The sequence below is a fragment of the Micromonospora sp. CA-111912 genome (genome assembly GCF_050948415.1).
Classification (GTDB): domain Bacteria; phylum Actinomycetota; class Actinomycetes; order Mycobacteriales; family Micromonosporaceae; genus Micromonospora.
This window is the reverse complement of sequence record NZ_CP192007.1, coordinates 1951883-1977482: the sequence shown is the minus strand read 5'-3', so window position 1 is coordinate 1977482 and position 25600 is coordinate 1951883. Positions and strand designations below refer to the sequence as shown.

At 73.0% G+C, this 25600-nt stretch carries 20 protein-coding genes and 2 pseudogenes; 10 read left to right on the top strand and 12 right to left on the bottom strand.

All coding sequences use genetic code 11. The annotated features are described in order from the left end of the window. Nucleotides 1-124 precede the first annotated feature (124 nt). A complete protein-coding gene (locus ACQPZO_RS08990) occupies nt 125-2263 on the top strand; it encodes an alpha-galactosidase (RefSeq protein ID WP_433350896.1) in 2139 nt (712 codons plus the stop codon). A 66-nt stretch (nt 2264-2329) separates the two neighbouring features. Here ACQPZO_RS08990 and ACQPZO_RS08985 read toward each other — a convergent pair whose 3' ends face one another. After that, nucleotides 2330-3088: an SDR family NAD(P)-dependent oxidoreductase gene (locus tag ACQPZO_RS08985; RefSeq protein ID WP_433348714.1), complete on the bottom strand. Its 759-nt coding sequence runs from the start codon at nt 3086-3088 to the stop codon at nt 2330-2332. Between the two features lie 262 nt (nt 3089-3350). Beyond that, nucleotides 3351-4739: a cellulase family glycosylhydrolase gene (locus ACQPZO_RS08980; protein ID WP_433348712.1), complete on the bottom strand. Its 1389-nt coding sequence runs from the start codon at nt 4737-4739 to the stop codon at nt 3351-3353. 553 nt (nt 4740-5292) lie between these two features. On the opposite strand from ACQPZO_RS08980, the gene ACQPZO_RS08975 reads away from it, so the two are divergent. Next, the gene (locus tag ACQPZO_RS08975) at nt 5293-6255 is read left to right on the top strand and encodes a TIGR03557 family F420-dependent LLM class oxidoreductase (protein WP_433348710.1); all 963 of its coding nucleotides are present in this window, start codon (nt 5293-5295) and stop codon (nt 6253-6255) included. A 44-nt stretch (nt 6256-6299) separates the two neighbouring features. Beyond that, nucleotides 6300-7103 (top strand): alpha/beta fold hydrolase, encoded by an 804-nt coding sequence (locus ACQPZO_RS08970; protein WP_433348708.1) that lies wholly within the window; start codon nt 6300-6302, stop codon nt 7101-7103. Nucleotides 7104-7388: 285 nt separating this feature from the next. On the opposite strand, the gene ACQPZO_RS08965 is transcribed toward ACQPZO_RS08970, so the two are convergent. From ACQPZO_RS08965 to ACQPZO_RS08930, 8 genes and pseudogenes are all read right to left on the bottom strand, one after another. Continuing rightward, nucleotides 7389-8192 carry an endonuclease/exonuclease/phosphatase family protein gene (locus ACQPZO_RS08965; protein WP_433348707.1) on the bottom strand — a complete coding sequence of 268 codons (804 nt, stop codon included), beginning with the start codon at nt 8190-8192 and terminating at the stop codon, nt 7389-7391. Nucleotides 8193-8200: 8 nt separating this feature from the next. After that, the gene (locus ACQPZO_RS08960) at nt 8201-9691 is read right to left on the bottom strand and encodes a phosphatase PAP2 family protein (RefSeq protein WP_433348705.1); all 1491 of its coding nucleotides are present in this window, start codon (nt 9689-9691) and stop codon (nt 8201-8203) included. Between the two features lie 69 nt (nt 9692-9760). Further along, nucleotides 9761-10762 (bottom strand): YihY/virulence factor BrkB family protein, encoded by a 1002-nt coding sequence (locus tag ACQPZO_RS08955; RefSeq protein ID WP_433348703.1) that lies wholly within the window; start codon nt 10760-10762, stop codon nt 9761-9763. Beyond that, nucleotides 10755-11759, bottom strand: coding sequence for a diacylglycerol/lipid kinase family protein (locus tag ACQPZO_RS08950; RefSeq protein WP_433348701.1), 1005 nt, complete (start codon nt 11757-11759; stop codon nt 10755-10757). The genes ACQPZO_RS08955 and ACQPZO_RS08950 overlap by 8 nt, the downstream gene beginning before the upstream one ends. A 162-nt stretch (nt 11760-11921) precedes the next feature. After that, nucleotides 11922-12119, bottom strand: a pseudogene (locus ACQPZO_RS08945) (Clp protease N-terminal domain-containing protein); the annotation flags it as partial. A 219-nt stretch (nt 12120-12338) separates the two neighbouring features. Then, nucleotides 12339-12473 (bottom strand): annotated as a pseudogene (locus ACQPZO_RS08940) (Clp protease N-terminal domain-containing protein); the annotation flags it as partial. Then, nucleotides 12473-12709: an HTH domain-containing protein gene (locus ACQPZO_RS08935; protein WP_350885751.1), complete on the bottom strand. Its 237-nt coding sequence runs from the start codon at nt 12707-12709 to the stop codon at nt 12473-12475. The gene ACQPZO_RS08935 and the pseudogene ACQPZO_RS08940, both read right to left, overlap by 1 nt. Nucleotides 12710-12801: 92 nt before the next feature. Continuing rightward, nucleotides 12802-13095 (bottom strand): hypothetical protein, encoded by a 294-nt coding sequence (locus ACQPZO_RS08930; protein WP_433348699.1) that lies wholly within the window; start codon nt 13093-13095, stop codon nt 12802-12804. A gap of 506 nt (nt 13096-13601) precedes the next feature. On the opposite strand from ACQPZO_RS08930, the gene ACQPZO_RS08925 reads away from it, so the two are divergent. From ACQPZO_RS08925 to ACQPZO_RS08900, 6 genes are all read left to right on the top strand, one after another. Continuing rightward, entirely contained in the window at nt 13602-13820 is a 219-nt protein-coding gene (locus ACQPZO_RS08925; RefSeq protein ID WP_433348697.1) for a helix-turn-helix transcriptional regulator, read from the top strand. 197 nt (nt 13821-14017) lie between these two features. After that, a complete protein-coding gene (locus ACQPZO_RS08920) occupies nt 14018-14881 on the top strand; it encodes a universal stress protein (RefSeq protein ID WP_433348696.1) in 864 nt (287 codons plus the stop codon). A 145-nt stretch (nt 14882-15026) separates the two neighbouring features. Then, complete coding sequence (locus ACQPZO_RS08915; RefSeq protein ID WP_433348694.1) at nt 15027-17438, top strand: phosphoketolase family protein; 2412 nt, start codon at nt 15027-15029, stop codon at nt 17436-17438. Then, the gene (locus ACQPZO_RS08910) at nt 17431-18285 is read left to right on the top strand and encodes a universal stress protein (protein WP_433348692.1); all 855 of its coding nucleotides are present in this window, start codon (nt 17431-17433) and stop codon (nt 18283-18285) included. Before ACQPZO_RS08915 ends, ACQPZO_RS08910 begins: the two co-directional genes overlap by 8 nt. A gap of 338 nt (nt 18286-18623) precedes the next feature. Beyond that, nucleotides 18624-19628 carry an Acg family FMN-binding oxidoreductase gene (locus ACQPZO_RS08905; RefSeq protein WP_433348690.1) on the top strand — a complete coding sequence of 335 codons (1005 nt, stop codon included), beginning with the start codon at nt 18624-18626 and terminating at the stop codon, nt 19626-19628. Between the two features lie 88 nt (nt 19629-19716). Then, nucleotides 19717-21417: a sensor histidine kinase gene (locus ACQPZO_RS08900; protein WP_433350894.1), complete on the top strand. Its 1701-nt coding sequence runs from the start codon at nt 19717-19719 to the stop codon at nt 21415-21417. A gap of 104 nt (nt 21418-21521) precedes the next feature. On the opposite strand, the gene ACQPZO_RS08895 is transcribed toward ACQPZO_RS08900, so the two are convergent. After that, nucleotides 21522-22937 (bottom strand): sulfatase family protein, encoded by a 1416-nt coding sequence (locus ACQPZO_RS08895; RefSeq protein WP_433348688.1) that lies wholly within the window; start codon nt 22935-22937, stop codon nt 21522-21524. 169 nt (nt 22938-23106) lie between these two features. Between ACQPZO_RS08895 and ACQPZO_RS08890 the strand changes: the two genes are divergently transcribed. After that, nucleotides 23107-23706 carry a pentapeptide repeat-containing protein gene (locus tag ACQPZO_RS08890; protein ID WP_433348686.1) on the top strand — a complete coding sequence of 200 codons (600 nt, stop codon included), beginning with the start codon at nt 23107-23109 and terminating at the stop codon, nt 23704-23706. Between the two features lie 193 nt (nt 23707-23899). Here ACQPZO_RS08890 and ACQPZO_RS08885 read toward each other — a convergent pair whose 3' ends face one another. Further along, the gene (locus tag ACQPZO_RS08885; protein ID WP_433348684.1) at nt 23900-25522 is read right to left on the bottom strand and encodes an MFS transporter; all 1623 of its coding nucleotides are present in this window, start codon (nt 25520-25522) and stop codon (nt 23900-23902) included. Between the last annotated feature and the right edge of the window lie 78 nt (nt 25523-25600).

The following is a 25600-nucleotide window of genomic DNA, read 5'->3' as shown; positions in this document are numbered from 1 at the left end:
TCGATTCTTGCGCCTATCGCCTCGACTCGGCCGGCTCCGGGCTGGTCGCGATCCCCACCTGGTGATCTTTCTTCCTGTTGCGGAAGCAGTTCGTCCGGGACCTCACGCTGGGAGCGTCCAAGGGATGACGATCGTCCACCTACGCCGGGCGCGGACCAGCCTGGTGCTCGACGCGCGCGGGCCAGGGCTGCCCCGGATCGCGCACTGGGGCGCCGAACTCGGCCCACTCGCCGCCGACGACCTGTCCGCGCTGGTCGACGCGGGCGTCGCGCCGGTGGTGCCGAGCAGCTTCGACGCGCCGACCGTGCTGTCCCTGCTGCCCGAGACCAGCGCCGGCTGGAGCGGTCGGCCGGGGCTGGCCGGGCACCGCGACGGCGACGCCTGGTCCACCGCGTTCCGGCTCGACGCCCTCGACGTGACCGACGACGACCCGACCGGCTCCGCCCAGGTCACCGTGGCGGCGACGGACCCGGCCGCCGCGCTGGCGCTGACCGTCACCGTCGAGCTGGACCCCTCCGGGCTGGTGCTGCTGCGGCACGCGCTGCGCAACGACGGCGACTCCCCGTACGAGCTGCGGGAACTGACCCCGGTGCTGCCGGTGCCGGCGGTCGCGGTCGAACTGCTCGACCTGACCGGCCGGTGGTGCCGGGAACGCAGCCCGCAGCGGCACCCGTGGCCGATGGGCGCGTGGGTCCGGGAGGGCCGGCACGGCCGGACCGGGCACGACGCGACGCTGCTGCTGGCCGCCGGGACGGCCGGGTTCGGGTTCCGACACGGCGAGGTGTGGGCGGTGCACACCGCGTGGAGCGGCGACCACGTCACCGTCGCCGAGCGGCGGCCCACCGGTGAGTCGACGCTCGGCGGCGGGGAGTTGCTCGCCCCGGGCGAGGTGCTGCTCGCCCCCGGCGGGACGTACACCACTCCCCTGCTCTACGCGGCCTGGTCCAGTGCCGGGCTGGACGGGCTCAGCGACGTGCTGCACACCCACCTGCGGGCCCGGCCGGGGCATCCCCGTTCCCCGCGTCCGGTGACCCTCAACGTGTGGGAGGCGGTCTACTTCGACCACGACCTGGACCGGTTGCGGGCCCTCGCCGACCACGCGGCGCGGGTCGGAGTGGAACGTTTCGTGCTCGACGACGGGTGGTTCCGGGGTCGCCGGCACGACTGGGCCGGGCTCGGTGACTGGCACGTCGACGAGACCGTCTGGCCGCACGGGCTGCAACCGCTGATCGACCACGTGCGGGGCCACGGCATGCAGTTCGGCCTCTGGGTCGAACCGGAGATGGTCAACCCGGACTCCGACCTGTTTCGCGCCCACCCGGACTGGGTGCTGTCCGCGTCCGGCCGGCTGCCGCCCGAGTGGCGACACCAGCAGGTCCTCGACCTGGCCCGCGCCGACGCGTACGACCACCTGCTCGGGCTGCTCGACGCGCTGCTCACCGGGCACGACGGCATCGCGTACCTGAAGTGGGACCACAACCGGGACCTCACCGAGGCCGGCCACGACGGGCGGCCGGGGGTGCACGCGCAGACCCTCGCCGTCTACCAGCTGCTCGACGAGCTGCGCCGCCGCCACCCGGGGGTGGAGATCGAGAGCTGCTCGTCCGGCGGCGCGCGGGTGGATCTGGAGATCCTGCGCCGCACCGACCGGGTCTGGGCCAGCGACTGCAACGACGCCCTGGAGCGGCTGGCCATCCAGCGCTGGACCGGGCTGCTGCTCCCGCCGGAGCTGGTCGGCAGCCACGTCGGGCCGGAGCGCTCGCACACCACGGGCCGGGTGCACGAGCTGGGGTTCCGGGCCGCCACCGCGCTCTTCGGCCACTTCGGCATCGAGTGGGACATCGGCGCGGTCGGCTACGTGGAGCGGACCGAGCTGGCCGCCTGGGTGGCGTTGTACAAGCGGCTGCGCCCGCTGCTGCACTCCGGGCGGGTGGTCCGGGTCGACCACCCGGACCCGGCCGTCTGGGCCCACGGCGTCGTCGCCGCCGACGGTTCCCGGGCGGTGTACGCCGTGGCGCGGCTGGCCACCTCGGTCGCCCAGATTCCGGGCCCGGTGCGGCTGCCGGGGCTGGACCGGTCCCGCCGGTACGCGGTGCGGCCGGTGGCCGGCGTGCCGGAGCCGGCCGTGTTGCAACTCGCCGAGCCCGGCTGGCTGCCCGACGGGGTCACCCTGCCCGGCGCGGTGCTGGCGGCGGTCGGTCTCCAGCTTCCCGCCCTGCACCCCGAGCAGACCCTGCTGCTGGAGGTCGACGCGATCGGCTGAGGCCCGCCGCCGCACCGCTGTCGAGGGGGTGCCCTTCCTGGCACTCGGGGGCGGTGCCACGCCGACTCAGGAGGTCCAACCTCCGTCGGAGGCGACGACGGCCCCGTTGACGTTGATCGCCTCGTCGGAGCCCAGCCAGCAGACCAGCGTGGAGACCTCGGCGGGCGTGGCCGTCCGGGTGACCCGGCCGAACGACCGCTCCAGACGCTGGTACGCCCACGGAACCTTCGGCGCGGCGCTGCGGCCGATGTTGGTCTGGACGCCACCGGGGCAGACCGCGTTGGCCCGAACGCCGTCCTCGGCGTACAGGTTGGCGATCGAGCGGGTCAGGCCGACCAGCCCGTGCTTCGAGGAGACGTACGCGCTGCCGGCGACCGCTCCGGTGAGGCCGCCGATGGAGGCGACGTTGACGATCGCACCCCCGCCCCGCGCCGTCATCAGCGGCAGCATGGCCCGGCACAGCCGCATGGGACCAGTGAGGTTCACCGCCAGGACACGGTCCCAGGTGGCGTCGTCCAGTTCCGTGACGGGGATGAAGTGGTCCATGACCCCCGCCACGTTGGCCAACAGGTCGACGCGTTGGTCCGGCAGCGCGGCGACGATCCGGTCGATGTCGGCCTGCGCCGTGATGTCGGCGACGATCATCGTCCCGGGGTGGCCGTCCTCCTCCATGAGCTTGGTGGTCGTGGCGAGACCCTCGGCATCGACGTCACAGCCGATGACCGTGGCTCCCTCCGCCGCAAGCTGCTGGGCGACCGCCTGCCCGATACCCGATCCGGCTCCGGTCACGACCGCGACCCGTCCGGCGAAACGCTGCTCGCTCATGATCATTCCCCATTTCCCCGGCCCCCGCGGCGGGCTCGTCTGTCCATGTCCCGTACGGGAGACCTCTCCTTCCATGCTGTCAGGAGAGGCTGCGACCCGCAGGGCCGAAAGCCCCGGGCGGGTGGGGCCGAAGGGCGCGATCTTCCGCGGCGGGTGGGGCCGCTCGGGTCGTCCGGTCCGGGCCGGTCGGGACGCCGGCCCCTCGCCACGGACAGGGAAGTTGGGGTGGCCGGGTCCGTGCGGACCCGGCCACCGCAGGGTGTCAGGACGCGGTGCAGGTGACGGCGGGGACGGCGTTGGTGCCGCCCGAGCTGCCGATGAAGCCGAAGCTGGTGCTGGCCCCCGCGCCGAGTTTGCCGTTGTAGGCCACGTTGCGGGCGGTCACGGCCGACCCACTGCTGGTCACCGTGGCGTTCCAGGACTGGGTGACGGCCTGGCCGTTGGCGTACGTCCACCTCGCCGTCCAGCCGTTGATCGCGGCGGAGCCGGCGGTCACCTTTACCTCGCCCTGGAAGCCGCCCTGCCACTGGTTGACGATCGTGTACGTCGCCGTGCAGCCGCCGGTCGGCGGCGGAGTCGTGGGCGGGGGCGTGGTGGGCGGCGGAGTGGTGGGCGGGGGCGTCGTCGGCGGGGGCGTGGTGGGCGGCGGAGTCGTCGGGGTGACGCCGCCGTACACCGACGCTTCCCTCGACGTCGCCCTGATGCCGTTGGCGCCGTTGAAGATCCGCTGACCCCAGGTGGTCAGGGCCGCCGGGTTGAAGTTGGTGGCCATGTCGAGGTACTCGACGCCGCCGCCGTTGCCGCTCCACGACCAGCCCAGGTACCCGATCCCGTTGGCCTGGCTGTACGACAGGATGGTGTCCTCGTCGGGGTTGCCGTCGGAGTGGTCGAAGCCGAACTCGCCGACCACGATCGGCAGCTTGGCGGCGCGGAACCGGCCGAGGTAGTCGGTGATCTCCGCGGCGGTGTCGAAGACGCCGTACATGTGGATGGAGAAGACGGTGTTCTTCTGCGGGTCGGCCGCGAAGACGGACGCGGCGTTGTCGCGCATGGTGAACGACCAGTCCTGGCCCCAGTTCGGGGCGTCGACCATGATGGTGTGCGTCAGGCCGGCGGTACGCAGCCGCTTGATCGCGTTGGCCGAGTCGGTGGCCCAGGTGCCGTAGCCCTGGTTGCCGTACGGCTCGTTGCCGATGTTGACGATGACGTACTTCTCCTGGCCGGCGAGGGCGCTGGAGATGCTAAGCCAGTAGTCGACCGCCCGGTCGAGGGTGATCGCGCCGCTCTGCTCGCCGTAGCCGGTGGTGTCGTGCACCTCCAGCACGCAGATCAGCTTGTTGGCCTTGCACAGCGAGATGACGTTGGCGACGTCGGCGGTGTCGTTCTTGGCCCAGCGGTCGCCGCTGGCCAGCACCACCCGTACGGTGTTCGCGCCGAGCGCCTTGACGTTGGCGAAGGAGCTGGTCTGCTGCGCGTACCAGGTGTGGGCGTGGTTGACGCCCCGCATGACGAACTCGGTGCCGTTGGCGTCGTACAGCTTGCCGTTGGCGACGGAGAAGCCGGCGGCGGCGTGCGCCGGCTGCCCGAAGGCGAACACGGCGGCGAGAACCGTCAGCAGGGCGACGCCCGCGACGGAGAGACGTTTTCTCATGGCCTTCCTCAGGGAGGGGTCCCCCCGTGCCCAGGCGGGGGTGCGGTGGTGGTGACGTAGAAGGCGACTGGCCCGTCAGCCGCCCGTCCGGCTCCCGACGGCGCAGGGATCAGCGTAAGCCGATATCCCGTCCGGAGCAACCGGTTCAGTGAGTGGTCGACGGACATCGGGACCCGTGGCTGGGCCGCGCGCCTGCGGCACCCGCACGCGCTCTGCTGGGCGATCGGCTACGCCTACCGCGACAACCTGATCCCATCGCGACCCACCGATCATCCCCACGGCTGGGCAGCCCTGAACCGGTTAAGGTGCGTGTCTCCACCCCACTCGTTCAAGGAAAGAGTGGCCAACCGCGCCGGAATGACCACTCTTTCCCGGAAACTGCGGGCGCAGGTGGGGCGGGCGCGGACGGGCGGGCGCGGACGGGGCCGGCGAGGCGAAGCGGGCGCGCGAGGCGGGCGAGGGCTGGGTGGGGCTGGGGCGAAGCGGATCCGAGGGTTGACGACGGGCGGTCGGGGTATCCGGGGATGATCGGAGGAGCGAAGGAGATGTCGCGATGGTCAACGTCGGATACACCCTGATGTGCGAGCAGGCCGGCCCCAAGGAGTTGGTGGACCACGCGGTACGTGCCGAGGCTGCCGGCTTCGACCAGCTCGTGATCTCCGACCACTACTACCCCTGGCTGGACTCCCAGGGCCACGCCCCGTACGCCTGGTCGGTGCTCGGCGCGGTCGCCCACGCCACCAGCCGGGCCGAGCTGATGTCCTTCGTGACCTGCCCGATCCGCCGCTACCACCCCGCCGTCGTGGCGCAGAAGGCCAGCACGATCGGGGTGCTCTCAGACGGCCGGTTCACCCTCGGCCTGGGCGCCGGGGAGAACCTCAACGAGCACATCGTCGGCGGCTGGCCGCACGTGCAGCAGCGGCACGAGATGTTCGAGGAGGCGTTGCAGATCATCCGGCCGCTGCTCAACGGCGAGACGCTGACCTTCTCCGGCAACCACTACGACGTCCCCGACGCGTACGTCTGGGACCGGCCCGGCCGCCCGGTGCCGATGGCCGTCGCCGCGTCCGGCCGGCAGTCGGCGACGCTGGCCGCCGACTACGCGGACGGGATCGTCGCCACCGAGCCGGACCCGCACATCATCCAGATGTACGACGAGGCGGGCGGCGCGGGCCGACCCCGGTACGGCCAGGTGGCGATCTGCTACGGCCCGGACGAGGCGGAGTGCCGCAAGATCGTGCACGACCAGTTCCGCTGGTTCGGGATGGGCTGGAAGGTCAACGCCGACCTGCCCGACCCCGACGCGTTCGCCGCCGCGACCCAGTTCGTCCGCGAGGAGGACGTCGCCGAGGGGATCTCCTGCGGCCCGGACACCGAGCGGCACGTGGAGGCGTTCAAGAAGTTCGTCGACGCCGGCTTCACCCACGTCGCGCTCGTCCAGATCGGCGGCGACACCCAGCCGATGTTCCTGGACTGGGCCCGGGAGGAACTACTCCCCCGACTCCGCGAGCTGTGACGGCGACGATCCGGCCGAGGCGCCCGTCCGCTGCGACCTCGCCTGTGGGGTTCTCCCCGGCGCAACTGCGGCTCGCCCTGGCCGCCCCCCGGCCCGCCGCCGGGCTGACCAGCGAGTGGCGGCTGGTCGACGGCCTGCGTACACACACCCGCCGCACTGCCGACCCGCGCACCGGGGCCCCGCCCGTGGTGCTGGTGCACGGGCTGGCGGTGTCGCACCGCTACCTCACCCCGCTGGCCCTGGCGCTGGCGTCCACCCACCCGGTGTACGTGCCAGACCTGCCCGGCTTCGGCCTCAGCGCCCACCCGTCCGGCGCGTACGACGTCACCCGGCACGCCGAGCACCTGGCGGCGTGGCTGACCGCGTACGCGCTGCCGCCCGCGTGCGTGCTGGGACACTCGTTCGGCGCGGAGGTGGCCGCCGCGCTGGCCGCCCGCCACCCCGGGCGGGTCCGGGCGCTCGTGCTGGCCGGGCCGACCAGTGACCCGGCCGCCCGCACCCGGCGGGGACTGTTCGGCCGCTGGCTGGTCGACACCCTGCGCGAGGCGCCGTTGCAGACCCCGCTCCTGCTCCGCGACGTCTGGGACGCCCGCCCTCCCCGGGTGTACGCCACCCTCTCGCACTCGGTGCGCAACGCGATCGAGGCGGACGCCGCCCGGGTCGCCGCGCCCACCCTGGTGATCGCTGGCTCCCGCGACCCGGTGGCACCGGCCGCCTGGCGGGACCAGCTCACCCGCCTGGTGCCGAACGCCCGCACGGCTGTCGTCCCGGGCGCCGCCCACAATGTCGCCACCACCGCCCCGGCCGAGGTCGCCGCGGCGGTACGCGCCCTGCTCGCCCCGCACTAGGACAAGGACCGCCATGCGCATCGGCAACACGGAGATCCGCCCGCTCGGCGGTGGCCTCGGCTGTCTCCTGATGATCCTCTTCTCGGTCCTGGCCTCGATCGCCCTGACCGTCCTCCTCAACCTCCTCCTCTAACCCCACCCCCCACCCGCACCCCACACCCCGCGATCTTGCACTTACGGCCCCCGCGATGAGGCTTCTGCCCCTTTAGTCGGGGCCCGAAGTGCAAGATCGACGGGGCTCGGGGTGGCCGGGGCTCGGGGTGGCCGGGGCGCGGGGCGCGCCGGTCAGGTTGGGGTCAGGTCGAGCTCGGCGAGCACCGGGTAGTGGTCGGAGGCGTACTCGGTGTCGCCGCCGCGCCGCACCTCGCAGGACCGGACCAGCCGGGCCAGTGCGCGGGTGCCGAAGAGGTAGTCCAGCCGCATGCCGGAGAACTCGGCGCCGCCGCCGTGCCGGGTGGGCGCCGTCAGCCCCTCGTCGCCGGGCCCGCACGCGGCGTACAGGTCGACCAGCCCGGCGGCGGCGAGTCGGGCCACCGCCCGGGTCTCCACCGTCCGGCCGTCCCGGCGCAGGTGACGGCGGCGGTACGCGGGCGGCAGCCGGGCGACCCGGGCGGTGTGGTCGGTGCCCGGGTCGAGGGTGTTCAGGTCCCCGGCCAGCAGCGCCAGCTCGCCGGGGGCCCGGCGGACGGCGGCGGCCAGCCAGCCGGCCTCGATGCGCCGCCGCAGCCCGGTGTACGGGTCGAGGTGGGCGGCGAACACGGTGAACGGACCGGCGTCGGTGGCCACGGTGACCCGTACGGCGGCGTGGTGGAACGGGCGGCGGACCGGGCCCGCCGCGAGCACCCGCAGCGGCGCGCGGACCAGCACCGCCACCGGCTGGCCGAGGCAGGAACGGGCCAGGTACGGCCGCATGCCCACCTCGGCGGCGAACCCGGCCAGCACGTCGCCCGAGTCGAAGCCCCGCAGTTCCTGGACGGCCAGCAGGTCCGGCCGCTGCGCGGCGACGACCCGGGCCACCCGGTCCAGCCGGCCGGGACCTGTCCGGTCCCGGCCGCCCGTCCTGATGTTCCAGGTCATCACCCGCAGCATGGCGCGGGTCAGTCCGGCCGGCCGGCCTTGGCCAGCTCGTCGTCCAGCTCGTCGACCTGCTCCGAGGAAATGGCCGGCTGGTTGCCCTCGGCCAGGTCGGCGTTGGGGCGGATCGCCCAGTAGAGCAGGCCGATCCACAGGGCGCTGAGCAGGATCGCGCCCATGAAGTCGGTGGGGTGGTGCATGCCCCGGTACATCCGGGAGGTGGCCACGCCGACCGGCATGATCACTGCCAGGGCCACGAAGATCCACCGCCACCAACGGTCGGTACGGGGGAACACGATGACCGCGATGGCCAGCCAGATGCAGATGGTGGCGGCGATGTGCCCGGACGGGAACGACGAGGTGGGCATCTGCCCGTCCAGGTTCTCCACCGGCGGGCGGGGCCGGTCGACGACGTGGGCGGAGGCGAGGAAGAGGGTCAGCTCGCCGAACATCGCCAGCGCCACGAAGAGCACCGGCCGCCAGCGCCGCCACACGGCGAGCACCAGCGGGCAGAACACCAGCGAGACGATCAGGATCGCGTGGGTGTCGCCGAGCTTGCTCCACCACCAGCTCACGTCGGTGAGCGTGTCGGTGTGCCGCTCGGCGAACCAGCGCGGGACCTCGGTGTCCAGGGTGCCGAAGAAGGTGTCCTTGGCGTGGTAGCTGACGAACGTGCCGAAGGCGTACAGGGCGCCGAACACCAGCACCCAGCCGACCAGCAGCTCGGCGACGGTGGAGCGGGGGTGATCCAGCACGTGCTCCTCGGCCGGGGCGGGGGCGATGTCGTGCCCCGCCTCGGGCTCCAGGCCCTCGGTCAGCGGCGGCACCGGCCGGCCGCGCTCGCGCCGCCACAGCCGGAAGGCGTACGCGGTGATGCCCAACCAGGCCGCGCCGAGCAGCCAGCCGCCGAGCACGTCCGAGACGTAGTGCACGCCCAGCGCGATCCGGGTCAGCCCGATCAGCGCCACCAGCGCGGCGGCGATCGCGATCGCCGGCTTGCGCCAGCGGGGTGCCATGGCGGGCAGGAACACCAGCAGCAGCGCCCCGTACGCGACGAACGAGCCGAGGGCGTGCCCACTGGGGAAGCTGTTGCCGGGGGCGCTGGCGATCGGCACGTCCACCACCGGGCGGAGCCGACCGACCAGGGCCTTCAGCGACGGGTCGAGGATCAGCCCGCCGACCCCGGTGATGATCAGGTAGACGGCCAGCCGGGCCTGACGCCGGATCAGCAGCCCGATCACGGCGACGCTGACCAGCCAGATCAGCACCGGCCGCCCGCCGAGATCGGTGATCGCCTGAAGCACGGTCACCAGGGGGCCGTGCGGCGCGACGAGCCCGTTGAACCACTCCGCGACCTCGTGGTCGGCGTCGTTCAGCGGGCTCCAGCGGAAGCGTACGAGCATCAGCAGCAGGCCGAAGGCGACCCCCGCGCCGCCGACGGCCACCAGCCCGGCGATGCTCCGCTCAGCGAAATGGCCGAGTGGTCGCCGCACCACGTCTTTGACCGCGGTCATCCCGCACCTCCCTTGTCTGTCCTGGCGAGGCGGTTTACCCGGTTCGGGCCGCGCGTACACCGCGACGGGTCAGAGTGAGGTCATTTCGCCGGTGTCGTGGAGCTCCTCGCGCTCGGCCTCGGGCTGCCACCGGTCCGGCTGGGCCGGCTCCTGCACGCCGATCCGCATCGCCTCGAGCTGGGCGGCGAAGGCCAGCCCGCCGAACAGCGCCATCCCGGTGAGGTTGGCCCAGAGCAGCAGCGCCATCATCCCGGTCAGCGCCCCGTACGTCTGGCCGAACCCGTCGCTGACCTGAACGTAGGCGGCGAGCAGCAGGCTGGCCAACCACCACAGCGCGGTGGCGATGCCGGCGCCGAAGAACAGCCAGGACAGGCCGGGCTGGTTGCGCCGGGGAGCGTGCCGGAACAGCAGGGCCACGGCGAGCACGGTCAGCCCGAGGCTCAGCGGCCAGCGGACCACGTCCCACGCGCCGTGGGCGAACTCGCCCCACTTGTAGTGCCGCCGCACCGAGTCGCCCAACGCCCCGCCGCCGACGAGGATCAGGAAGCCGGTCAGCGCCGGGACGCCCGCGACGACCGCGAGCACGGCCGCGCGCAGGTACTTCCACAGCGCCGGACGGTCCCGCTCGACGCCGTAGATCCGGTTCGCGCCCCGCTCGATCTGCGCCATGGTGGTGGTGAGCGCGAAGAGGCCGGTGAGCAGGCCGAGGGTCAGCGCCAGCTCGCCGGCGTCCTCGGTGCGCTCGCTGTCGACCAGCAGGTCCTGCACCATCGCCTCGCTCTGCCCGGGGGTCAGGGCGAGGACGGTGTCGGCGACCACCTCGCCGCCCGCGTCGGCGCCGAGGTCGGTGATCAGGCCGGTGAGGGCGATCATGAACGGCACCACGGCGAGGCAGAGCTGCAACGCGAACGCCCGGGCGTGGCTGAACCCGTCGCCGTAGCGGAACCGGACGAACGCGTCCCGCAGCAGGCACCAGCCGCCCTGCCGGCGCAGCGTGTGCCAGGCGTCGTCGGCCGACAGCTCCTGGTCGGACATCAGCCGGGTCTCCGGCACCATCTTGGTGCTACTCACGGCGCGCCTCCTCGACCAGCTCCTCGCCCCGCTCCTTGGCTGCGGACGCGTCGACGGACAGGTCGGGCGTCTCCTCGGGCTGCGGCACGCAGAGCCACAGGGCGCGGGGGCGGATCTCCGCCACGAGCCGTCGCCCGGGGGAGATGAGGTCGCCGTCCAGCTCGCGCGGCTGGGCCCGGTTGCTGGTGATCTCCACCTTGCGGGCGCGGAAGACCTCCATCCGGGGCACGCTGCCCCGGCGCCGGACCAGCGCCCAGCCCATGGCCAGCCAGTGCCGCAGCGCACGCGGGGTGAGCACCGCGACGTCGAGCCAGCCGTCGTCCGGTTCGGCGTCGGGGAGCAGGGTGACCCCGCCCTGGAGGCGTCCGACGTTGGCGACCAGCACCGAGCGGGCCCGGCGGCGCAGCGGCGGCCGGTCGTCGATGCGGATGGAGACCTTCATCGGCCGGTCCCGCAGGTGCCGGGCGGCCCCCACGACGTACGCGGGCCAGCCGATGCGGGCCTTGGTGGTCTCGGAGGTGGCGTCGAGCATCTGGGCGTCGAAGCCCATCCCGGCCATGACGGCGAAGTAGCTGTCCTCGACCGCGCCGACGTCGAGCTGTCGGCGCCCCCGCTCGACGGCCACCTCCAGCCCGGCGGCCAGGTCGGTGGAAAGGCCGAGGTTGGCGGCGAGCAGGTTGCCGGTGCCCTGGGGCAGGACGGCCAGGGCCACGTCGGTGCCGACCAGGCCGCTGACGCAGGACATCACGGTGCCGTCCCCGCCGCAGGCGAAGACCACGTCGACGCCCGCCTTGACGGCCTCCTCGGTCTGACCTCGCCCCGGGTCGTCGGGGGTGGTCTCGAACCACAGCGGCTGGGGCCAGCCGGCGGCGGTGAGGGCGGCATCGACGGTCTCGCGCAGTTCGTCGAGATCGGTCACCTTCACCGGGTTGACCACCACCGCGGAGCGCAACCCGCCGACGGCGGCGGTCGAACGCGTGTCCTGCTCAGCATCCACGGCGCCAGTGTGCAGCAACTCCGACCGGGCGGCGACCCGGCGACCGGTGAGGTTGCGCGCACCGAAAACAGGTTTGCCGGGAGGGAGGTGCCGTTTCCGCCCACCGGAGGCTGGGAAGGGCCCCTCCCTCCCCTTCTAGGCCGCCGTCCGCAGGGCGGCCTCCACCCGGCGACGCAGGTCGGCCAGGTCGAGCCCAGCCTCGGTGAGCACCAGGGCGGCCGTCCCTCCGGCCTCGCGGAGCAGGCCGAGCAGGATGTGCTCGGTGCCGATGTGCCGGTGTCTCAGCCCGAGCGCCTCCCGCAGCGCCAGCTCCAGCACCTTCTTCGCCCGGGGGGTGAACGGGCCGCCGGGGTGCTGCCGGCGACCCCAGCGGCGGCGGGGGCCCGGGGCCGCGGCGCGCAGCGCGTCGGGGCCGAAGGACTCCTCGACCCGGGCGACGACGGCGGAGAGGTCGATGCCGATCTCGCGCAGCGCGTCGATGTCGGCCTCGGCGAGTCCCGCCCCGCCGTCGGCGGTGTGCCGGGCGACGGCGGCGCGCAGGTCGTCGGCGCGGACGTCGGCGTCGCGCAGCACCCGTGCCGCGAGGCTGTCGGCGTCGGCGAGGATCGCGAGCAGCAGGTGCTCGGTGTCGATCGGCCGCCGGCCGGCGGCCCGCGCCTCGTCGCGGGCTCGGCGGACCACTTCGCGGGCTCGGTCGGTGAACCGTTCGAACATCACGCCTCCCAGGAGTTCGGGGCCGCCGGTCGCCCGGCGTGCTTCTTGTGGACCGCCTGCCGGCTGACCTCGAGGGCGTCGGCGATCTCCTGCCAGGACCAGCCCTGTCGTCGGGCGTTGTCCACCTGGACCACCTCCAGCCGTTCGAGGAGCCGGCGCAGGGCGCGCACGGCGCGCAGACCGACCCGGGGATCGGTGCTGCCGGCTGCCGCCGCTAGTTCCGTCGCCTGACTCATGGCGTCAACTTACATTGACAGAGCCCGCCTGTCAACGAAAGTTGACGCTCGATCGGCGGCCCGACCCATGCGGGGATACCCGCCGATACGGCTTAGGCCCGCACGTTCGATCCGGACCGCCCTGGTTGACCACTGTCGTGTTTGGCGATGGCGGGCGCCGGGGCGGTTCGTCGTTGCACGATCAGACCCGCCGGTTGAACGAAGATCTCCCGGCGGGCCATGGCCTCGCCTTTGGCGTCGAGCTGGTAGCCGGCGAGCCAGATCCAGTGGTCGTAGGTGACCAGGTCGTGCCGAACCTTGATCAGGCGAAACATCATCGGCTTGGTGAACTGCACGCTGCACGCGGCGGTTACGTGAAGGACGTCACCGGCCTTGAGTTCGATCATCGGCGAGGGCCGTAGCGTCGCCATGCCCTGATCCGGGCCTTGGCCACCTCAACCAGGGGGCACCCGCCGCTCGGCCGACAAGCGGCACACCGCCGGCGCTTATGCCAGTCGAGGGCACGCCAGGCATCCAGGATCAACAGAGGCAGCCGACGCGCAGTCACCGTGTCCTGGCCCGGCGTACGACCGATCCGGCCGCACCGGACGTGCCTGCCGCCCGGGTGAGGTCAAGCCGGTCGTCCCTGCCCCTCCAGATCCAAGAGACGCAGGAGTCCCATCGAAAGCCCTGGCGTGGCCTCACGAGAGCCAGGTGTCGGGCGTCCTGCAGCGCCATCGATACCTCCCACGGGGTTCGGTTTCTGCGGCACCCCGCCCCGCCGAGCCCAGCTCAACCAGGGCGGAGGTACCGCGCCACCGATCACACACCGCCAGTTGCCTGGGTGTCAAATTGGGGACCCCCAATCGGGGATCGCCGTTCGGGGAGATGAGACCGTGCATACGTTCAGACCATGGCTGCTGGACCGGGCGACCTGATGGGCCCTTACGAGATCGCCCAACGTTTGGGCGTCTCCCGGTCCCGGTTTCAGCAGATCGTGAACCGGCCCACCTTCCCCAAGCCGTACCGGGAACTGCGCGGCATGAAGGTCTGGTTGGCCGAGGACATCGAGGCGTGGATCAAGAAGTACCGCCAGCCCCAGCCGCCAGCGGACGAGGACACCCCGGGCTGACCAACGCCCTCCATACGGGAGGCGGCGGCTTCAGCCTGTTCAGTTGGCCGTAGCGGCGTTGGCATCCCGCGTCGGGGCTGGGTCTTCCGTCCCGCCCAGCTCGCGCCCCCGGTGACCCCACCGATCCGGCCCCGCGCGCTCATCCGCGCCACTACGCTCGGCCACAGGGGCATCGTGGCGCGGGGAGGTGAGGCCGGATGGCCGCAACCGCCGACGCGCCGGTGGTGGCCGCGATCGGTTCGTCGGACGACGACGCCCTCCAGGTCGTCCGGCTGGCCGCCCGCGACGCCGCGAGCCACGGCCGCCCGCTCAGCCTGCTGCACGCGTTCAACTGGGCGGCGGCCCTGGAGGCCCCCTCGGCCGCCGGCCCGCGCGCCGAGGCCGAGGACCTCATCGAGCGGGCCACCGCCGTGGCCGGCGAGGTGGAGCCGGCGCTGCCCGTGTACGGGGAGATCGTCGAGGGCTCCCCGCTGGCCGCGCTGATCCGCCGCTCCGAGTCGGCGTTCCTGGTCGCCGTCGGGGACGGCGGGATGTCCCGCTGCGAGGACTGCATCCCCGCCGACGCCCTGGCGGTGCAGCTCGCCGCCCAGGCCGGCTGCCCGGTGCTGGTGGTGCGCCCCGGGCCGCCGCCGCAGGGTCCGGTGCTGGTCGGCGTCGACGGGTCGGTGAGCTCCCGGACGGCGCTGGGGTTCGCCTTCGACTACGCCGCCCGCCGGTCGGCCCCGCTGCTCGCCGTCCGGATCACCGAGCCGGCGCGATCGGTCGAGGGCGGCGGCGCGGCCGGGTCCGCCGAGGACGCCGGCGTCGAGCTGGCCGAGGCGGTGGCCCGGTACGGACGGCGGCACCCCTCGGTGCGGGCCGAGTGCCACAGCGTCGTCGGCGACCCCGGTGACGTCCTGGTCGACCGGTCCCGCTCGGCGCAGCTCGCGATCGTCGCCGGCCGGGGGGACGAGCCGCTGCGCGGGATGCTCGGCGCGGTCAGCCAGTCGCTGCTCTACCACTCCCCCGCCCCGGTCATCGTCGTCCGTGGACTCGTCTCCACCGCGCCGGACGGGGCATGACGCCACGCGTCCCGGGACCAGACGCCCTCGCGTCCCGGGACCAACGGCCCTGCTCGATCCCCGGGTGGGCGACGAGGCTGGACGCGCCGGGAAGGCCGGGACACCGGGATGCGAAAGTCCCCGATCCGCGAGAGGGTAACGCAGCATGGACACCGCTGTAGACCTGCACAGCCCCTTGACCGAAGACGAGCTGCGCCAACTGGACGCGTACTGGCGGGCGGCCAACTACCTGACCGTCGGGCAGATCTACCTGCTGGACAACCCGCTGCTGCGGGAGCCGTTACGACCCGAGCACGTCAAGCCGCGGCTGCTCGGCCACTGGGGCACCAGCCCCGGCTTGAACCTGCTCTACGCCCACCTCAACCGGATCATCGTCGACCGGAAGCTACCGACGATCTTCATCACCGGCCCCGGGCACGGCGGCCCCGCCCTGGTGGCGAACACCTGGCTGGAGGGCACCTACAGCGAGCTGTACCACTCCGTAAGCCGCGACGAGACGGGCATGCAGCGGCTGTTCCGCCAGTTCTCCTTCCCCGGCGGCATCCCGAGCCACGTCGCCCCGGAGGTGCCGGGTTCGATCCACGAGGGCGGCGAGCTGGGGTACGCGCTGAGCCACGCGTACGGCGCCGCGTTCGACAACCCGGACCTGCTGGTCGCCTGCGTGATCGGCGACGGCGAGGCGGAGACCGGCCCGCTCGCGGGGAGCTGGCTGTCCAACGTCTTTCTCAACCCGGCCCGGGACGGGGCGGTGCTGCCCATCCTGCACCTGAACGGCTACAAGATCGCCAACCCGGCGGTGCTGGACCGGATCCCCACCGACGACCTGCTGGACATGATGCGCGGCTTCGGCTACCAGCCGTACGTCGTCGCCGGTGACGACCCGGCGACCGTGCACCACCTCCTCGCCGCCACCCTGGACCGGGCGGTCGACGAGATCGCCGACATCCAGCGCCGGGCCCGCTCCGGCGGCACGGTCGAGCGCCCCCGCTGGCCGATGATCATCCTGCGTACGCCGAAGGGCTGGACCGGCCCGGACACGGTCGACGGCAAGCAGGTGCAGGGGACGTTCCGCGCCCACCAGGTGCCGATCGCCGAGGTGCGCGACAACCCGGAGCACCTGGCCGAGCTGGAGCGCTGGCTGCGCAGCTACCGGCCGGAGGAGCTGTTCGACGCCACCGGCGCACCGGTCGCCGAGCTGGCCGCGCTCCCGCCGAAGGGCGACCTGCGGATGAGCGCCAACCCGGTCACCAACGGCGGTACGGTGCTGCGCGACCTGACCCTGCCCGACTTCCGGGAATACGGGGTCGACGTCGAGCGGCCCGGCGAGCCGACGGCCGGGGCCACCGGCGTGCTCGGCAAGTGGGTCCGCGACGTGATCACCGCCAACCCGCAGACGTTCCGCCTGTTCGGCCCCGACGAGGTGGCCTCCAACCGGCTCGGCGCGGCCTTCGAGGTCACCGACCGGGCGTTCGTCGCCGAGACCACGGCCGGCGACGACCACCTCTCCCCCGACGGCCGGGTGATGGAGGTGCTCTCCGAGCACCTGTGCCAGGGCTGGCTGGAGGGGTACCTGCTGACCGGTCGGCACGGCATCTTCACCAGCTACGAGGCGTTCATCCACATCGTCGACTCGATGGTCAACCAGCATGCCAAGTGGTTGAAGGTGACCCGGGCCATCCCGTGGCGGCAGCCGGTGGCCTCGCTGAACTACCTGCTCTCCAGCCATGTCTGGCGGCAGGACCACAACGGCTTCTCCCACCAGGACCCGGGCTTCATCGACCACGTGATGAACAAGAAGGCCGAGGTGGTCCGGGTCTACCTGCCGCCGGACGGCAACACCCTGCTGTCCACGATGGACCACTGCCTGCGCAGCCGGCACTACATCAACGTGGTGGTGGCCGGCAAGCAGGCCGCGCCGAACTGGCTGACCATGGACGAGGCGATCCAGCACTGCCGGCGCGGCCTGGGCATCTGGGACTGGGCCAGCACCGACGACGGCGACGAGCCGGACGTGGTGCTCGGCTGCGCCGGGGACGTGCCGACGCTGGAGACCCTGGCCGCCGCCGAACTGCTCCGCCAGCACCTGCCCAACCTGAAGGTGCGGGTGGTCAACGTGGTCGACCTGATGCGCCTGCAGCCGCCGTCGGAGCACCCGCACGGCCTGCCCGACAGCGAGTTCGACACCATCTTCACCCGCGACAAGCCGATCGTCTTCGCGTACCACGGCTACCCGTGGCTGATCCACCGGCTCACCTACCGCCGGACCAACCACGACAACCTGCACGTGCGCGGGTACAAGGAGGAGGGCACCACCACCACGCCGTTCGACATGGTGATGCTCAACGACCTGGACCGGTTCCACCTGGTGATCGACGTGATCGACCGGACGCCGGGCCTGGCCTCCCGGGCCGCGCGCCTGCGCCAGGAGATGGTGGACGCCCGGCAGGCCTGCCGCGACCACACCCGCCGCTTCGGCGAGGACGACCCGCGGGTGGCCGAGTGGCGCTGGATCCGGGAGACGGCCCCCGAGGCACCGAAAGGCGGACCCGATGAGTGATGAGATCCTGGTCGGCTACGACGGTTCCGCCGACGCCAACGTCGCGCTGAACTGGGCGTTGGACGAGGCGGAGCGCACGGGACGGCCGGTCCGCCTGGCGTACGTCTTCGAGTGGGTGACCGTGGCCGGGTGGATCGGCCCCGGGGTGGCCCCCGGCATCTGGCCCGACGAGACCGCCCGGCGGCAGGTGGAGGAGCTGGTCGGCACGGCCGCCTCCGACGCCGCCGCTGCGCGGCCCGGGCTGACCGTGCACGGCGAGGTGTTCGACGGGCCGCCGGCGCTGCTGCTGGAGGAACGCTCCGCCGGGGCCGGCCTGTTGGTGCTCGGCAGCCGAGGTCACGGCGGGTTCGGCGGGCTACTCGTCGGCTCCACCGCCGTGTCGGTGACCGCACACGCCCACTGCCCGGTGGTGGTGGTCCGTGACGACGCCGCCGCCGGCCGCGCCGGGCGGGTGGTGGTCGGGGTCGACGGGTCGCCGACATCGCTGCTGGCCCTCGGGTTCGCCGTCGAGCGGGCGGCCCAGCGGCACGTACCGCTGCACGTGGTGCGGGCCTGGGAGCCGGCGACGGACGGCGGCCCCGCCCCCGCCGACGCGGTGGCGGCGGAGCGGGCGGCGCTGGTGGAGCCACTGGCGAGGTGGCGGGAGACGTTCCCCGAGGTCGAGGTGACCGTCGACGTGGTGACCGGCCGCCCGGCCCGCACGCTCATCGAGGCGAGCCGGGACGCCCAGCTCGTGGTGGTCGGCACCCGCGGCCGAGGCGGGCTGCGCGGCATGCTGCTCGGCTCGGTCGGCCAACAGCTCATCCAGCACGCCCACTGCCCGGTCGCGGTGGTCCGCGAGCGCTGAGGCCGCGCGGGCAGGGAAGGACCCCCTGTCGTACAGACGGTGACAAGGGGTCCTTCCCTGCCCTTCAGTCGCGCAGGTGGAAGCAACCCTCGCCGTGCCGTGGATCACCATCACTCCGGTGCCTCCTGGAGGGACGCGGTCGCCGCGCAGGGCGCGGCGAGGATGCCAACGAACGAATCGTCCGCCGCGCCTGTCATGATCGGCGGAGGCAAGTGTCCGGACGGGACGGGACCCACGGACCCGTGCGACCGGGCAGCCCGTGCCGCACGTTGAAGCGGCAACCCCGCCCGGGGCACCGCCCGGAGGGGCACGATGGGCAGAGACGAAAGGTCGTGACGATGAGCCACGAGACGCCGGACCGCTCCCTGACCACCGCCCTCGCGGAGGCCGCCGCGATGGCCGGTCACGCCCCCTCGGTGCACAACACGCAGCCGTGGCGCTGGCGGGTCCTGCCCGACGCCCTGGAGCTGCACGTCGTGCGGGAACGGCAGCTGTCCGCCGCCGACCCGGAGGGCCGGCTGGTCGCGCTGAGCTGCGGCGCGGCCCTGCACCACGCCCGGGTGGCACTGGCTGCCGAGGGCTGGGACTTCGTGGTCGAGCGGATCTCCGACCCGAGCGATCCGGAGCTGCTGGCCCGGCTCACCGGCCTCAAGCGCGCCGAGGCGGATCCGGACGCCATGCACACGGTGCAGTGCATGCAGGTCCGGCACACCGACCGGCGGCCGGTCAGCGACGAGCCCGTGCCGACCCCGGCCGTCGACGACATCACGAAGGCGGTCGCTGCCGAGGGCACCCGGTTGCAGATCCTCAACGCCGACCAGGTGATGGACCTGGCCGCCGCGGCATCGCACGCCGGGTCGGTCGAGGCGGAGGACCCGCAGCTGCGCGAGGAGTTGGCCTACTGGACGAGCCGCACGGGCGCCGGCATCGGCCTGCCGCCCGAGGTGCTGCCCGAGCAGGCGCCGCAGACCACCGTGCCGGGCCGGGACTTCGGCCGCCCCGGCATCCTGCCGGTCGGCGAGGGCCACGACCGGACGGCGGTGTACGGGCTGCTCTTCGGCGACGAGGACGAGCGGGACAGCTGGCTGCGGGCCGGCGAGGCGCTCTCCGCGGCGTGGCTGACCGCCACCCGGCTGGGTGTGTCGATGGTGCCGCTGTCCGGCGTGGTGGAGGTGGAGGGAACCCGGCAGGCCCTGCGCCAGGTGCTCGCCGGGATGGGATACCCGTACCTGGTGCTGCGGATGGGGATCGCGGACCCGGAGCACGCCGGCCCGCCGCACACCCCGCGGCTGCCCACCGAGCAGGTCGTGGACACCACCGCGGTGCGCTCCACGGAAGCGTGAACCCCAGGCTCCGGCCGGCCACCGGGGCCATGACCCGCGAGGCCACGGGCGATAGCATCGGCCGGTGGCCAGCAGCACACCGAACCCGATGCACGAACACGTCACCCCGTCGCTGGGGCTGAGCCCGCTGTCGCGGGTCCGGCTCGACGAGCTGCTCCAGGAGATGCTGGACCGGGTGGGTGAGGTGGTCACCAGCCGGGAACGGCTGCGCGCCCTGCTCGACGCGGTGGTCGGCATCGGCACCGACCTGGACCTGCGCAGCACCCTGCAACGGATCGTGCAGTCCGCCTGCGAGCTGGCCGGCGCCCGGTACGGCGCGCTCGGGGTGATCGGCTCCGACCGGCTGCTGCACGACTTCATCGTGCACGGCATCGACGCCGAGCTGCACGCGAGCATCGGTGAGCTGCCGCACGGCCGGGGCGTGCTCGGGCTGCTCATCGACGACCCGCAGCCGGTGCGGATGCCGGACATCACCAAGCACCCGCAGTCGTACGGCTTCCCACCGAACCACCCGCCGATGCACAGTTTCCTCGGCGTGCCGGTGCGCATCCGCGACCAGGTGTTCGGCAACCTCTACCTGGCCGAGAAGCAGGGTGCCGCCGAGTTCACCGAGGACGACGAGGAGATCGTGGTGGCCCTGGCCGCCGCGGCCGGCGTGGCGATCGAGAACGCCCGGCTGTACGCGCTGGCCCACCGCCGGGAACGCTGGCTGGCCGCCGCCGCCGAGATCACCTCGGTGCTGCTCGGCGAGGTGCGGCGCACCGACGCGCTGACGCTGGTGGCCCGCCGCGCCCGGGAGGTCGCCGAGGCGGAGCTGGCCGTGGTGCTGCTCTACGACGAGGACGCCGGCGAGTTCACCGTGGAGGTGGTCGACGGTGCCGACGGGCGGGCCCGGGAGCTGGTCGGCGCGGTGCTGCCAGCCGCCGAGACCGCCTTTGCCGGGTCGGTCACCGGCCGGGGGCACGAGCTGGTGGAGAACCTGGCCGAGGCGGCGCCCTGGCCGGCCCCGGTGACCACCGGGCCGGCGGTGGTGTCCCCGCTGGCCGCCGCCGACGCCCTGCACGGCGTCCTGGTGATCGCGTACGGGCCGGACCGGGGCGGGGCCACCGACGACGACGTGGCGCTGCTGGGCAGCTTCGCCGGGCAGGCCGCGCTGGCCATGGAGCGGGCCCGGGGGCAGGAGGAGCGGGAGCTGCTGGTGGTCCTGGAGGACCGCGAGCGCATCGCCCGGGACCTGCACGACGTGGTGATCCAGCGGCTGTTCGCCATCGGCCTGCAGTTGCAGAGCGGCGCGATGAACACCCGCCCCGAGGTGGCCAAGCGGATCAACGGGGCCGTCGACGCCCTGGACGAAACCATCCGGGACATCCGGCGGACCATCTTCGAGCTGCGTACCCCGATGAGCGCGGCGCTGCGCACCGAGATCCGCGAGGCGGTCGACGTGGCCGCCGGGTCGCTGGGCTTCCGGCCGACGCTGGAGCTGACCGGGCCGATCGACAGCGCCGTTCCGGAGCCGATCCGCCCCGACCTGACCGCCGTGCTGCGCGAGGCGCTGTCCAACGCGGTCCGCCACGCCGAGGCCAGCCGGGTCGCGGTGGCGGTGGCCGTCGACGGCGGCTGGGTCACGGTCACCGTCACCGACGACGGCCGGGGCTGCGCCCCGGCCGCCGCCCGGGGCGGCCTGGTCAACCTCCGCGAGCGCGCCGAGCGCCACTCCGGCGACTTCGAGGTACGCCCGGCGATCCCGCACGGCACCGAACTGCGCTGGTCGGTCCCGCTCCGCGACTGAACCCGGGCCCGGCCCGAGGCTCTCCATGGCGGTGGACGCGGCGGCCACGGCGTGACCCCGGTCCCGCAGCGCCCGCGCCGCCGAGAGTGGCCGGGGCGGCCGGTTCAGGGGTAGCACAGCAGGGTGGCGTCGATCGCCTCCCAGCGGCCACGTAGCGCCCCGACCAGGTCCGGCCGCTGGCGGGCCCGGTTGGCCTGCTCGCGCGGGTCGGCGACGAGGTCGTACAGGGTGTCCGGCCCGCCGACGCTACGGAAGTACTTCCAGCGCCCCTGGCGCAGCGCGCGGTCCCCCCGGGTACGCCAGAACAGGTCCCGCTCCGGGGCCGGCTCCCCCCGCAGCAGGTAGCCGGCGAGGCTCGCGCCGTCGAAGGGGTGCCCCGGATCCGGCCGTGCCCCGGCGATCTCGACCAGGGTCGCCGTCCAGTCCTGGGTCACCACCGGCTCGTGGCTGACCTGGCCCGGCCGGACGCGGGCGGGCCACCGCAGGACGGTGGGCACCCGGATGCCGCCCTCCGCGAGGCCGCCCTTGCCGCCGGTCAGCGGCCACTGGTGGGAGAACCGTTCGCCCCCGTTGTCGCTGGCGAAGAGGACGACGGTGTCCCGCTCCTGGCCGGTCTGCCGCAGCGCGGTCAGCACCTGCCCGACGGCGCGGTCGAGGTTCTCCACCATCCTGCGGTACGTGTCGAGGGAGCCGCCGTCGCGGTGGAACAGCACGCCGCTCTCGCCCGCCCGGATGCGCGCGGTCAACTCCGCGCTGACCGCCCGGTCGCCCGGGGCCTCCCAGGGCCAGTGCGGGCTGGTGAAGTTCAGGTTCAACAGCCAGGGGCGGCGGTGCGAGCGCCGGACGAACGCGGCGGCGCGGTCGGCGACCGTGTCGGTGTAGTAGTCCAGGGACTCCACCGGCACCTCACCCTCGTACAGGTCGTGCTGGCCCAGGTGGCTGACCTTGGAGTAGTAGTCGAGGCCGCCGGAGAAGTTGCCGAAGAACTCGTCCCAGCCCGACCGCAGCGGGCTGAACCAGGGCAGGAACCCGCAGTGCCACTTGCCGTACATGGCGGTGGTGTAGCCCGCGCCCTTGAGCAGGGAGGCCAGCGTGGGGTGCCCCGGGGGCAGGCCCTCCAGTTCGTGGGCCCGGCCGATGGGCTCGGGCAGCCCGCCGGGCAGCCGCCCGGGGTAGCGGCCGGTGTAGAGGGCGAAGCGGGTCGGGGAGCAGACGGCGGCGGCGGAGTAGCCGTTGGTGAAGCGGACCCCGTCGCGGGCGAGTCGGTCCAGGTGGGGCGTGCGGATGTCGGGCGATCCGTAGCTGCCCAGGTCGGCCCAGCCCAGGTCGTCGCCGAGGATGACCAGCACGTTCGGCCGCGCCGTGGGGCGCTGGCCGGAGGTGTCGGCGCGGAAGGGCCGCTCGTCGGGCCCGCCCGCGAGCGCCTGTTCGGGCGTGAGCGCCGACGCGGCGACCGCCCCGGCGACCCCCGCGATGCCGCCGATGACCTGACGCCTGGTCTGGCCGTCCGATGGTGCCATGAGCCCTCCCAAAAAAGTCTGCCTTTCCTATCGGAACAGTAGGGAGTTGGTCATCGAAAGGCAAGGGTGCGTTCCGGCGACCGAGGGCCGGCCGAAACTGGAACCGCCGAACAGCAAATGATACGGTCCGTATCATTTAGCCGGGCCGCTGCCAGTGAAGGAGCCACAGATGCGCCATGCGGAGACGTGGACTGAGGAAGAGTTCGTCGGCCTGGACTGGTACGGCCGCGACCTGTCGGGGGAGACCTACCGCAGGTGCGTCTTCCGCGAGGTCGACCTAACCGAGTCGCTCAGCACCGGGGCGCAGTTCGAGTCGTGCGTGTTCGCCAACTGCCGGCTGAACGCCTCCACCCACACCGCGTCGGCCTTCGTGACCTGCGAGTTCCGGCGCACCTCGCTCTTCACCGCCACCCTCACCGGCTGCAAGCTCACCGGCAGCATCTTCGTCGAATGCAAGCTGCGCCCGATCTCGGTGACCGGCGGCCAGTGGCGAGGGGTCGTCATGCGCGGTGTCGAACTCGCCGGGCAGGACCTCACCGGCGTGCCGTTGCAGGACGCTGACCTGTCGGAAGCGGACCTGCGCCGCGCCTGCCTGCGGGGTTGCGACCTCTCGGGCGCGACCCTGCGAAACGCCAACCTCCACGAGGCGGACCTCCGGGGCGCGAACCTGGCGGGCGTCGACCTGGGGGCGGCGAGGCTGCGCAGTACCAAGCTGGACCTGGCGGGCGCGGTCGTACTGGCCGAGGCCCACGGCGCGGTCGTCGACTGACGTCCGGCGGTGCACACGCGGTTGCGGGTGCCGAACGGGTGATCGCCCCGGCCGGGCCAGCGCGCCAGCACCGGCGCGCCTCGTCGGTCGTACGCTGCCGCCCCTCCGCCCCACGGCCCGGGTCGACCAACAGCCGTCGTCGGGCGGGGCGACCGCCACCGTCCCCGGGCGCTTGGCGGTCGCCCCGCCGTGCTCAGGCAGTCGGGGCAGGTGGGCGTGGTGACGGGGAGTCGCCGGCTCGTTGGCCCCGTCCCCGCCAGTCGACCTCGGTCGGCTCGGGCGCCGCGGTTCCGGAGCGGCGTGCTGGGATCAGCAGCGCCAGCAGCGCGCTGAGGAGCGCGATACCGCCGCCGACCCACATGACCGCGTGCATGCCGGACATGAACGCACGTTCGGTTGCCGTCGTGATCGCCGCCACGGCCAGCTCGTTCGTCTGCGCGGCGAGTGGGGCGATCCCCTGCTCCGCCAGGCCGGTGTGTGCGAGGGCCTGTTCCGCGATCGCGTCCGGGACATCCGCGCGGCGCAGTTCTGACGGTAGTGTCCGTGCCACGATCGTTGCGATCACCGTCCCGAAGACCGTGGTGCCCAGCACCCCACCGAGCTGGTTCGCGGTGGTCTGCAGACCGCCCGCCACCCCGCTGTGCCGGGCAGGTGCCGCCCCGATGATGGTCTCGGTCCCGGCGACCACGACGATTCCCATGCCGAACCCCAGCAGGATCAACCATGGCCACTGCTGGCCGTAGGGGGAGTCCGCCGACAGGCCAGCCAGCCCGAAGAAGCTGGCCGCGAGCAGCGCCATCCCGAGCGCCAACGGCCAGCGCGCGCCGAACTTCTCAGTCAGGCGTCCAGCCAGCGGCGAGCTGACCGTGAACACCGCCATCAGCGGCAGCAGGCGAACACCGGTCTCCAACGGCGGGTAGCCGTGCACGTTCTGCATGTACAGGCCGATGGAGAACAGCACCCCGTACAGCGCGAGGTTGCCCGTCACGAGCAGGACGACACCGACCGACAGGGCGCGGGACCGAAACAGCGACAGCGGAAGAATCGGAGCGGGAGCACTGCGCTGCCGAGCCACGAACCCCACCAGAAGAATCAGGGCCGTGGCCGCGCTCGCAGCCCCGTACCCCCACCCTCGGCCGAGCGCGCCGGTCAGCGCCCAGACCAGTACGAACAACGCCGCAGCCAGCGCGCCGGCACCGGCGATGTCGAACCGCCCAGCGCCGCCCGGAGCACGGCTCTCGTCGATCCACCGAACGGCGAGCACGGCAGCGACCAGTCCGATCGGCACGTTCAGCAGGAAGATCGCCGGCCAGGACAGGTACTCCACCAGCAGCCCGCCGACGATCGGCCCGGCGGCGGCGGCGAACGCCGATGCCGCGCCCCACGTCCCGATGGCACGGCTCAGCTCGGCCGGCGGGAAGGCCGACCTCAGGATCGCAAGGGTGTTCGGCACCAACAACGCCCCGGCGAATCCCTGGAACACCCGGAAGGCAATCAGTGCCGGGGTCGACAGCGACAGACCGCACCCGAGAGAGGCGAGGGCGAAACCGGCGACTCCGATCACGAAGATCCGGCGCCGGCCGAACCTGTCGCCGAGCCTGCCGCCGACGATCAACGTCACCGCCAGGGCGAGAAGATAGCCGTTGGTCACCCACTGCAGATCGGTCATCGACGAGCCGAGGTCGCGGGCGATCGTCGGGTTGGCTATGTGCACGACGGTTCCGTCCAGGCTGACCATCACCACGCCCAACGCCACCGATACCAGAGTCAACCGCCGCTTCCGCCTCGACAGGCCCGGGTCGACTGTCTCGATCATGTCCACGCAACCCTCCAAATGAAACACGCTGTATCAGTTGCGACAGGTTGTATCATTTACCGGGTGGGTGACGCTACT

Excerpts from the sequence above, each read along its gene's own strand:
- ACQPZO_RS08990 (WP_433350896.1), top strand. The coding sequence starts at position 125 with ATGACGATCGTCCACCTACGCCGGGCGCGGACCAGCCTGGTGCTCGAC.
- ACQPZO_RS08985 (WP_433348714.1), bottom strand. The coding sequence starts at position 3,088 with ATGAGCGAGCAGCGTTTCGCCGGACGGGTCGCGGTCGTGACCGGAGCC.
- ACQPZO_RS08980 (WP_433348712.1), bottom strand. The coding sequence starts at position 4,739 with ATGAGAAAACGTCTCTCCGTCGCGGGCGTCGCCCTGCTGACGGTTCTC.
- ACQPZO_RS08975 (WP_433348710.1), top strand. The coding sequence starts at position 5,293 with ATGGTCAACGTCGGATACACCCTGATGTGCGAGCAGGCCGGCCCCAAG.
- ACQPZO_RS08965 (WP_433348707.1), bottom strand. The coding sequence starts at position 8,192 with ATGCTGCGGGTGATGACCTGGAACATCAGGACGGGCGGCCGGGACCGG.
- ACQPZO_RS08960 (WP_433348705.1), bottom strand. The coding sequence starts at position 9,691 with ATGACCGCGGTCAAAGACGTGGTGCGGCGACCACTCGGCCATTTCGCT.
- ACQPZO_RS08935 (WP_350885751.1), bottom strand. The coding sequence starts at position 12,709 with ATGAGTCAGGCGACGGAACTAGCGGCGGCAGCCGGCAGCACCGATCCC.
- ACQPZO_RS08930 (WP_433348699.1), bottom strand. The coding sequence starts at position 13,095 with ATGATCGAACTCAAGGCCGGTGACGTCCTTCACGTAACCGCCGCGTGC.
- ACQPZO_RS08925 (WP_433348697.1), top strand. The coding sequence starts at position 13,602 with ATGGCTGCTGGACCGGGCGACCTGATGGGCCCTTACGAGATCGCCCAA.
- ACQPZO_RS08920 (WP_433348696.1), top strand. The coding sequence starts at position 14,018 with ATGGCCGCAACCGCCGACGCGCCGGTGGTGGCCGCGATCGGTTCGTCG.
- ACQPZO_RS08915 (WP_433348694.1), top strand. The coding sequence starts at position 15,027 with ATGGACACCGCTGTAGACCTGCACAGCCCCTTGACCGAAGACGAGCTG.
- ACQPZO_RS08910 (WP_433348692.1), top strand. The coding sequence starts at position 17,431 with ATGAGTGATGAGATCCTGGTCGGCTACGACGGTTCCGCCGACGCCAAC.
- ACQPZO_RS08905 (WP_433348690.1), top strand. The coding sequence starts at position 18,624 with ATGAGCCACGAGACGCCGGACCGCTCCCTGACCACCGCCCTCGCGGAG.
- ACQPZO_RS08900 (WP_433350894.1), top strand. The coding sequence starts at position 19,717 with ATGCACGAACACGTCACCCCGTCGCTGGGGCTGAGCCCGCTGTCGCGG.
- ACQPZO_RS08895 (WP_433348688.1), bottom strand. The coding sequence starts at position 22,937 with ATGGCACCATCGGACGGCCAGACCAGGCGTCAGGTCATCGGCGGCATC.
- ACQPZO_RS08890 (WP_433348686.1), top strand. The coding sequence starts at position 23,107 with ATGCGCCATGCGGAGACGTGGACTGAGGAAGAGTTCGTCGGCCTGGAC.
- ACQPZO_RS08885 (WP_433348684.1), bottom strand. The coding sequence starts at position 25,522 with ATGATCGAGACAGTCGACCCGGGCCTGTCGAGGCGGAAGCGGCGGTTG.